General features: G+C 39.9%; 9 protein-coding genes. 3 read left to right on the plus strand and 6 right to left on the minus strand.

All coding sequences use genetic code 11. The features are described from left to right. The first annotated feature begins 240 nt into the window (after positions 1-240). Together JUI58_RS24120 and JUI58_RS24125 are read left to right on the plus strand one after the other, a co-directional pair. A complete protein-coding gene (locus JUI58_RS24120) occupies positions 241-738 on the plus strand; it encodes an FHA domain-containing protein (protein WP_204106403.1) in 498 nt (165 codons plus the stop codon). 217 nt (positions 739-955) lie between these two features. Further along, positions 956-2965 (plus strand): response regulator, encoded by a 2010-nt coding sequence (locus tag JUI58_RS24125; protein WP_204106404.1) that lies wholly within the window; start codon positions 956-958, stop codon positions 2963-2965. Between the two features lie 164 nt (positions 2966-3129). Here the strand turns inward: JUI58_RS24125 and JUI58_RS24130 are convergent, their stop codons facing one another. Together JUI58_RS24130 and msrP are read right to left on the minus strand one after the other, a co-directional pair. Next, positions 3130-3375, minus strand: coding sequence for an RNA-binding S4 domain-containing protein (locus JUI58_RS24130; protein ID WP_239121680.1), 246 nt, complete (start codon positions 3373-3375; stop codon positions 3130-3132). Continuing rightward, positions 3353-4339 carry a protein-methionine-sulfoxide reductase catalytic subunit MsrP gene (gene msrP, locus JUI58_RS24135; protein ID WP_204106405.1) on the minus strand — a complete coding sequence of 329 codons (987 nt, stop codon included), beginning with the start codon at positions 4337-4339 and terminating at the stop codon, positions 3353-3355. Before msrP ends, JUI58_RS24130 begins: the two co-directional genes overlap by 23 nt. A gap of 155 nt (positions 4340-4494) precedes the next feature. On the opposite strand from msrP, the gene JUI58_RS24140 reads away from it, so the two are divergent. Then, entirely contained in the window at positions 4495-5706 is a 1212-nt protein-coding gene (locus JUI58_RS24140) for a M20 family metallopeptidase (protein ID WP_204106406.1), read from the plus strand. Between the two features lie 13 nt (positions 5707-5719). Here the strand turns inward: JUI58_RS24140 and JUI58_RS24145 are convergent, their stop codons facing one another. From JUI58_RS24145 to JUI58_RS24160, 4 genes are all read right to left on the minus strand, one after another. Beyond that, on the minus strand, positions 5720-6685 hold the full coding sequence (locus tag JUI58_RS24145; RefSeq protein WP_204106407.1) for a GGDEF domain-containing protein: 966 nt from the start codon (positions 6683-6685) through the stop codon (positions 5720-5722). A gap of 375 nt (positions 6686-7060) precedes the next feature. After that, a complete protein-coding gene (locus tag JUI58_RS24150; RefSeq protein WP_204106408.1) occupies positions 7061-7258 on the minus strand; it encodes a cation transporter in 198 nt (65 codons plus the stop codon). A 95-nt stretch (positions 7259-7353) separates the two neighbouring features. Beyond that, positions 7354-7611, minus strand: a complete 258-nt coding sequence (locus tag JUI58_RS24155; protein WP_204106409.1) for a hypothetical protein — start codon at positions 7609-7611, stop codon at positions 7354-7356. 114 nt (positions 7612-7725) lie between these two features. Continuing rightward, the gene (locus JUI58_RS24160) at positions 7726-8334 is read right to left on the minus strand and encodes a Uma2 family endonuclease (RefSeq protein ID WP_204106410.1); all 609 of its coding nucleotides are present in this window, start codon (positions 8332-8334) and stop codon (positions 7726-7728) included. Positions 8335-8471 lie beyond the last annotated feature (137 nt).

An 8471-nucleotide genomic window follows, 5' to 3' on the forward strand; every position in this document is an offset into this window, starting at 1 on the left:
ATATTCTCCAATTTTGACCGAGGGGGACATGGAGTTGAGCGATCGCGCCCCTGTTTCTCTAGGGACAAAATTTAGGGGTGTTTGGAGATATGGATAGGCGCGATCGCCCAATATTGATTCAAGGGTTGTATTTTTCCTCTTGACACCTCACCCCCGAACGGTTGCTTCAATGTTAGGCTTTAAAGGGGTGTTTATTGTCATTGGCAGCCCATTGTTCAGTTACATTTCTGGGGAACTTCGGTGATCGTCATAACCTTGTTGCATCCTAGTAAATCGGCCCCGGTTCAAAGTTGGGTATTCGAGTCTGAAGCGGAGCTTACCCTCGGACGCGGTAGCCAAAATGATGTGGTTTTGTACAGTGCTGTGGTCTCTCGCCGCCACGCTAAACTACAACAGATTAACGCGATCGCCGAACAAAAACTCTCCCATGATGATAGTTCTTCTTGGGAAATTGTTAATTTTGGGGCGAATGGCACTTATGTTGATGGGAAGGTTCTCGCGAAAGAGCAAGAAAAGATTCCTGTTTATGATGGCACGATCGTGCGCCTCGGGGAAACCGGTCCGAAAATTCGCATTCGTCTCGGTGCTGTGGATCCTAGCACTCTCGGCAAAGTTGTCCGACGGCGATCGCCAATCTCGCCTGGTCTCGAATCCTCTCAAGAGCAAAAAGCTCACGGTACTTTTTTAAGAGCAAAATCCAACCCCAAACCTCCTGATTCAAACACAAATGTTGAGTAAACCCAGAACAACCTGGCATGGATTTGTTATCATTGCTGCGCCCACTTTGGCCACTCTCCATGCTAGGGAAGATCGGGATTGCACGAAGCGATCGCTTGAGTAACTGCGTGTATTTTCGTCTGTCTGCTGTTTTGGCATTTATTTTTTGCCTCCTTACATCCCAAGTCTTCCATTGGTTGAGAGAGGGATTATGTTTTATTGAGATGAAAGATGAACAATGGATAAATTCCCTCGAGAAACTATTCTCATTGTTGATGATCGCCCTGATAATTTGAAGCTCCTCTTCAATCTGCTCACAGCAGAAGGGTTTAAAGTAATCATCGCCAGAGATGGAGAAAATGCCATTGAAAGAGTCAAAGATTTTTTACCTCATTTGATTCTTTTAGATGCAATGTTACCTGGCATTGATGGTTTTGAAACCTGTAAGCGCCTCAAACAAAATCATGCTTATGCTGAAATTCCGATCATATTTATGACAGGATTAACTTCTCTTAAAGATAAAATTAAAGGGTTTGAGGTAGGAGGAGTTGATTATATTACGAAACCATTTCAGCTACAAGAAATGCTGATAAGAATTAAAAACCATATAAAAATTCAACGTTTACAGCATCAGTTAATTAAACAAAATCAACAACTACAAACAGAAATTAAATATCGTCAAACTATCGAAACAGCATTACTCGAAGCCCAAAATAATCTCGAACAAAAGGTTGAGAAACGCACGGTACAACTCAAAGCAACAAATGCTTTGTTGGAGCAAAAAATAATTGATTTACAGGAAATAGAAATCGATCTCCAACAAGCATTTCACGCCGTGGAATTAGCGTCTCGTACAAAAAGCGATTTTCTGGCCAAGATGAGCCATGAATTGCGAACACCTTTGAATGCAATTTTAGGATTTACCCAACTATTAGGACGCGATGATTCCTTGAGTTTAAGCCAACAAAAAAGAGTTGAAATTATTCACGAAAATAGCGAAAATTTACTGGGTTTAATCAACAATATTCTGTCAATTTCTCAACTTGATGATGGTCAAGAAGTTATGCAAGAAAATTGTTTTCATCTTGATAATTTTCTGACAACAATTATCAATTTTTTTCGTCCCAAGGCAATTCAAAAGGGATTAGAATTGCATCTTGAATTACAGGAAAATTTACCTCAATTGATTCAAACCGACGAACGCAAACTCAGACAAGTTTTAATCAATCTTCTTGATAATGCAATTGCCTTTACTCACAAGGGAAATGTTCGTTTAAAGGTGAATGCTGTATTCCCATCAAATCTTGAAAATATTAATAATAAAAATAAGCATTTATTTCTTTTATCCTTTGCTATAGAAGATACAGGTCAAGGGGTATCATTAGAAAATTTAGAACATTTATTTGAACCTTTTACACAAGATCAAAAATCTTTATCCTTGTCAAAAGGGATGGGATTGGGTCTGTTTCTTTGTCGAGAATTTGTTCATTTATTAGGTGGAGAAATTAGTGTATTGAGTACGTTAAACTCGGGTTCAATCTTTTCTTTTGAAATACCAATTTATTTAAAATCTCCCGAAAATAACATTGAAAATACAAAAAATAAAGAATTACTATTTCCCCTCGAACCGATTCAATATCGCTTACTGATAGCAGATGGAATCCCAGAAAGTTGTCAGAATTTGTTTGCTATACTCAAGCCGTTGGGATTCAATGTAGAAATTGCCAGTGAAATTGAAGAATGTTTGGAATTTTGGCATTGTTGGCAACCTCATATTATTTTAATCGATCTATCCCTTCCTCATCTTGAAAATACACAATTACTCAAACAAATTGTAGAGTCAAAAACAGACAACACAACGATCGCGATCGCGCTTATTTCTAACCCTTCTGATGAAGAATGGAAAAACGCGATCGCCCAGGGCTGTCAGGACTTTATTAGCAAGCCTTTTCGAGAAGAAGTTGTTGTAGAGAAAATAGTACATCATCTTAGTGTATTGTCCCGCGATCGCGCTACAATCTCTCTAGACACTTTAGAACCTTCGTTAGGAGATTTAACCCGAGAAGAATTAGCTATTATGCCGATGCAATGGTTGCAGCAATTTAGCGATGCTACTCGAAAAATAAACGAATCGCAATTGCGAAAACTACTCGAAGAAATTCCCAGTACAGAGTATAATTTACGGCAGAAAATTGCGAGATTACTTGATGATTTTCGTTTTGATATTCTCAGTCAATTAATCGATTGATTGATTAATTAAGAAAAGATAAAAAAAGAGAGCCACCATTTGGCGACTCCCCCAATCATCAGGGTGCATCATAAATCTAATATAGAATCTGGGGTGAGGGGTATCACCCCCTTAGAGGATTTTTTTTGAGAAAATTTCTATTTTCTGGTAGTTTTTCCGTATTTTCATTCGTCGGAGTCAAGATGGACGCGGAATATCTCCCCATTAACCGATACGCGATCGCCATCAACCAGTTTTCGTCGTCGTCGAGTTTCCAGTTCGCCATTCACCCTCACTTGGCCGCTTTGGATCAAAATTTTGGCTTGTCCTCCCGTTGAGGTAGCACCGACGACCTTGAGAAAGCCATCGAGCTTAATAGTATTGAGGCTGTCTTGCTGATTTTCCATCTTAAGCATATAAATTGGCAACATATTCCCCATAGCCGTTATAGGGTAAAGTTTCGCGAATTTCCCAATCAAACTGCTCTGTATTACCGATAAATTTTTCTCTAGCTTGCGACCAACGAGGATGGGGTTTAGTCGGGTCTACATTAGCCATAAAGCCGTATTCGTGAGGAATTAAAGTATTCCAATAAGTGGCGGGTTGCTGGTCAACAAATTCAATTTTAACGATGGATTTTGCCCCCTTAAATCCATATTTCCACGGTAAAACCATGCGAATTGGCGCACCGTGTTGCTTGGGAAGTTCGCGGCCATAAATCCCGATCGCAAAAAAAGCAAGTTCGTTGGCCATTTCTTCTAAACGCAATCCTTCTTGATAGGGCCAGGGTAATGTCCCGACATGAAAACCCGGACCCGTGGTAATTTTAGAATCATAAAACGAGGTAAACCGCACGAATTTTGCTGCGGAGGTGGGTTCGACAGCAGCCATTAAATCTTTCATGGGAAATCCTACCCAGGGTAAGGCCATTGACCAGGCTTCCACGCAACGAAAGCGATAGATGCGTTCTTCTAGAGAAAATTCTTTTCTCAGTCCATCGAGATCGTAAGTGCGAGGATTTTTGACCAGTCCCGTCACTTCTACTTTCCAGTTTTCTGTGGGTAGGTTTTGAGCAGAACGCCAAATTGATTTATCGCCACCAAATTCATAAAAGTTATTGTAACTGCTGGCCAGAGTTTGATTGGTAATTGGGCGATCGACTCTCCTAAAATCGGGATTTGTCGGTAATGGTTTAATTTCTGGTAACTTAAATGTTGATTCAAGATCGTTACTTTGTGCTTGGGATGTTTGACAGCCTAATAAAGTAGTCGCTGTTGCACCAATTCCCGCACCGATTAAACTTTTGAGAAAACGGCGGCGATCGCCATATAGCGTTTCCGAAGTAACTGCCGTTTCGGGTAATTGCCAAGAAGGAATATTTTTAAAAAAGGTCATGGAATTTTGGGGAGATTCACGATAATAATTTTAACACGAGAAAAAGCGGGAGCTTGGTAGCCCCGTCTCTTTAGAGCGGGGTGGAAAAGCGACCTTTTACTTTATTATAAGTATTTTAGATAAAATAAAGTTTAAGTTAATAATTCATTATTAAGATGTTCTCTACATTGCCCACGACTAATCTCGATCGCTGGTCGCAAATTCGTTTAGATATTCGCACTTTACAACCTCAATTGGTGGAGTGGCGGCGACATTTACATCAATTTCCCGAATTGGGTTTTCAAGAAGAAATAACGGCGGAATTTATCGCCAAAAAACTGCGAGAATGGGGAATTGAACACCAAACCGGAATTGCAAAAACGGGAATTGTGGCAACGATCGCGGGCAAGAATGGGGGAAAGGTGTTTGCTATTCGTGCCGATATGGATGCTTTACCCATTCAAGAAGAAAATGAGGTTTCCTATCGTTCTCAGCATGAGGGAATTATGCACGCTTGCGGTCATGATGGACATAGCGCGATCGCCCTTGGAATTGCCTTTTATCTCTCTCAACATCGCGAGGATTTTAATGGTACTGTGAAGATTATTTTTCAACCCGCAGAAGAGTCTCCTGGTGGTGCAAAACCTCTTATTGAAGCAGGGATATTAAAAAATCCTGACGTTGATGCGATTATCGGATTACATCTTTGGAATAGTTTACCTTTAGGAACAATTGGGGTGCGATCGGGGGCATTAATGGCGGCTTCAGAATTGTTTAGCTGTACCATTTTCGGTAAAGGAGGCCATGGTGCAATTCCTCACCAAACCATCGATGCTGTGGTTATTAGCGCTCAAATTGTTATGGCTTTACAAACGATTGTTTCCCGCAATATTAGCCCTCTTGAATCAGCAGTGGTGACAGTGGGAGAATTACACGCAGGAACCGCAAAAAATGCGATCGCAGATACGGCTTGTCTTACCGGAACTATCAGATATTTTAACCCCGATCTCGGCTTATTTCTTCCTCAACGACTGGAAGAAATTATTGCGGGAATTTGTCGAACCTACGGAGCAACCTACGATCTAGATTATACACGATTGTATCCTCCCACTATCAATGATAGCAAAATTGCCGATCTGGTTCGTTCTGTCGCGTTTGAAGTCTTAGAAACCCCCGTTGGTGTTGTTCCAGAATGTCAAACAATGGCATCGGAAGATATGTCTTATTTTCTCAAAGAAGTGCCAGGATGTTACTTTTTTCTCGGGTCGGCGAATTCTGAAAAAGGACTGGCTTATCCTCATCATCATCCTCGCTTTGATTTCGATGAAAGTGTCTTATGTTTGGGGGTAGAAATGTTTGCTCGTTGCGTTGAAAAATTTTGCTGTTAATTAAAATTACTCATTATCCAACAACCCGATCTCTACCGGATGATTTTGCTTTGAGCAGATTAAGATCGGCACGTTTGAGCAGCATTCTACCGCGATCGTCGTCTTCAGGTTGAAGAGAAGATAATCCTAGACTAATGGTGAGGGATAAGGTTAAATTGCGATCGATATTAAAAGGAGTTTCACTAATGATTTGGCACAACTGATGGGCGATCGCCATAGCAGTATCTGTATTGGTTTGCTGAAAGAGAATCACAAATTCTTCACCTCCGTAGCGGAAAACAGTATCTTGTTCTCGAATATTATTTCGCAGACGGTAAGCGAGAAGTTGCAAAATGCGATCGCCCACCAAATGTCCGTGATTATCATTCACAGATTTAAAATAATCAACATCTAAAATTGCCAAACTGAGAGGAATATTCTTCTTTCTTGCTTTTTCAACTTGTCGAGGTAAATCCCACTCGAGAGCGCGACGATTGCTTAAATCTGTGAGAGCATCAGCAAGAGCAATAGAGGAAAGAAAATCGTTAGTTTTCAAGAGTTCTCGATATTGCTGAACTTGACGGTAAGCAACTTGAAGATAGGCCAATAATAATCGTTTTTCTGCTTCAATATTTTGATTAATAGAAGAATCTAAGCCGGAAAATTGAAGATAAGCATCAGCACTATTTTCAATCGCTTTAGCAGTTTCTAGCAGATGTTGTGAAGGTTCTCTCTCAAGAATATTAGCAGAACAATAATATTCAATTGCAATACAATACACCAACCCCAAGTAATTTGTTTTCTTGATCTCACAGCACAATCCTAAAATGCTGAGAAGATCGGCTTCAAGCAATACTATATCCGGCTGATTTTGAGCAATACCAGCAATAATTTCGGCTTTAGATGTGGACTCGATCGCTGCGACAATAGGTGTCTCGTATCGTTCGAGAAAAGTTGTTATAAAATTCTTACTCCCAATTAGCAAGACAGAGATATTCATACCAGTCTTTCGATCTAAATGATCGCATTTTTGGAAATGTGGAGATAGAGAATCATTTTTTATCTCACCCTTATTTTTGTACGTTGTAATCACCGTTTTGTTTCCCACTCTAAATTAATTTACATGGGAGGAAACTCTTTTTTCTGGCATAAATGCACGATCTTGCTGAATCTTCACGTTAACTTCAAAAAACAAGAACCTTTTTTGAAGTTAACGTAAATTTTTCAACCTCTTATAATCAGCGATCGCAGACTCGTTTCATTACTTGAGTCCAAGACCTTATTTTTCTCGTTTCCTCGGGACAGTCTTCGATGGGTTGTTTTTGGGATAAAACTTATAAAATTTAACTGTGTTGATTAAAGACAGTCTAACAACCTAATTTTCAGTTTCGTGACCTGCTGCTGCGATCATTTCGGCGATCGCAGCTTTTGAGGCGTTTGCATCCACTGTCACCATTTTACTCTCTAAATCGGCAGCAATCTTGGCTTCGGGCAAATTTGCTTTTATTTCGGTGCTAATAGCATTAACGCACGCCTGACACATCATACTGGGAACTTTAATTTGAACGCTCATAATTTATCCTACCTCTTGGATTTTTGATTATTGAGATCGCTGCAAAAAGGCAAAGAAGGCGATCGTTATTTCGTTATCTACTATACTATTTTTTCTTACCATTTTAAAATAGCTGCATCTTTTCCTTGTTCTTTGCGAATTTTGCTATCTTTTTCAAACCATTGTAAAATCTGTTGGTGCGTTAATTCTTCAACTGAAATTTTGTAATCTTTAGCAATAACTTTTAACAACCTAAGAGAAGAAATGGTCAGGCGCGTCAGAAATTTCTCGGAGGAAGAGAGCAAGGCTGCATCCACATCTGCGGATTCTACGGATGTCAAAAATTGAATTTCCGATTGTTGAGAATTTGTCATTAAAATAATTTTTGATTGGTCTTCTCTATATTGTGCCAAAAAATATCAAAAATAGCTGAGAGGATGACTTGATCACAAGTTGATAATAAAAATTATAGTTGAATTTCCGTAAAATCACCCAATTTGCGTGGCGTTAATAATTTGGGTAACAGTTAATGTTAATTCGGGGAAAACTCCCGATATAATCGGTTCGTCTACCGTAAATTTTTGCTGCTGATATTTTCCCTCATGCAACTGATAAACAAACACAGTAGGCACTTTAGGATTACCGAGATAGCTGCGACTGGCGACAGCGAGATAGTCTACGATCCAATATTCTTGAATACCTAATTGTTCGTATTCGGCGAGCTTATCGATATAATCATCATCCCAATTTGTCGAAACCACTTCTACGGCTAATAAAGGTGGTTCTGTTAATGCACCATAAGTCATGACATTTGCATTCCAAATGGCAGCAGGAACAACTGCAACATCAGGATTGCGACCTCTTTCTCTATCATTTGCAGCTTGAGTTCGGATCACAATATCTTTATCAATAACATAATCCTGTTCTAATCCTTCGCTTTCGCGATCAAAACATTTAATTAAATAGCGTGCAACATTTTTATGCGCTCGAATTGGCTGCAATTTAACAATCTCCCCATTGACTAACTCATAGCGCCCATCCTCGGGACATTGCGCTAAGAATTCGGCATAAGATAAGCGTTGAGTCGCAACAACCATCGGTTTTTCTGTGGACGACGATATTTCATTTTAACAGATTTTGACATACTCTCACCGCTAAACGCTTGAGCGTTCTGCGGTCAGACCCCGCGTCGCCGAAAGGCGCAAGGGAATGCTGACCAAGAAGAGCGGGAGAT

The sequence above is a fragment of the Spirulina sp. CCY15215 genome, assembly GCF_016888125.1.
Taxonomy (GTDB): Bacteria; Cyanobacteriota; Cyanobacteriia; order Cyanobacteriales; family Spirulinaceae; genus CCY15215.

Excerpts from the sequence above, each read along its gene's own strand:
- JUI58_RS24125 (WP_204106404.1), top strand. The coding sequence starts at position 956 with ATGGATAAATTCCCTCGAGAAACTATTCTCATTGTTGATGATCGCCCT.
- JUI58_RS24130 (WP_239121680.1), bottom strand. The coding sequence starts at position 3,375 with ATGTTGCCAATTTATATGCTTAAGATGGAAAATCAGCAAGACAGCCTC.
- msrP (WP_204106405.1), bottom strand. The coding sequence starts at position 4,339 with ATGACCTTTTTTAAAAATATTCCTTCTTGGCAATTACCCGAAACGGCA.
- JUI58_RS24140 (WP_204106406.1), top strand. The coding sequence starts at position 4,495 with ATGTTCTCTACATTGCCCACGACTAATCTCGATCGCTGGTCGCAAATT.
- JUI58_RS24145 (WP_204106407.1), bottom strand. The coding sequence starts at position 6,685 with ATGAATATCTCTGTCTTGCTAATTGGGAGTAAGAATTTTATAACAACT.
- JUI58_RS24150 (WP_204106408.1), bottom strand. The coding sequence starts at position 7,258 with ATGAGCGTTCAAATTAAAGTTCCCAGTATGATGTGTCAGGCGTGCGTT.
- JUI58_RS24155 (WP_204106409.1), bottom strand. The coding sequence starts at position 7,611 with ATGACAAATTCTCAACAATCGGAAATTCAATTTTTGACATCCGTAGAA.
- JUI58_RS24160 (WP_204106410.1), bottom strand. The coding sequence starts at position 8,334 with ATGGTTGTTGCGACTCAACGCTTATCTTATGCCGAATTCTTAGCGCAA.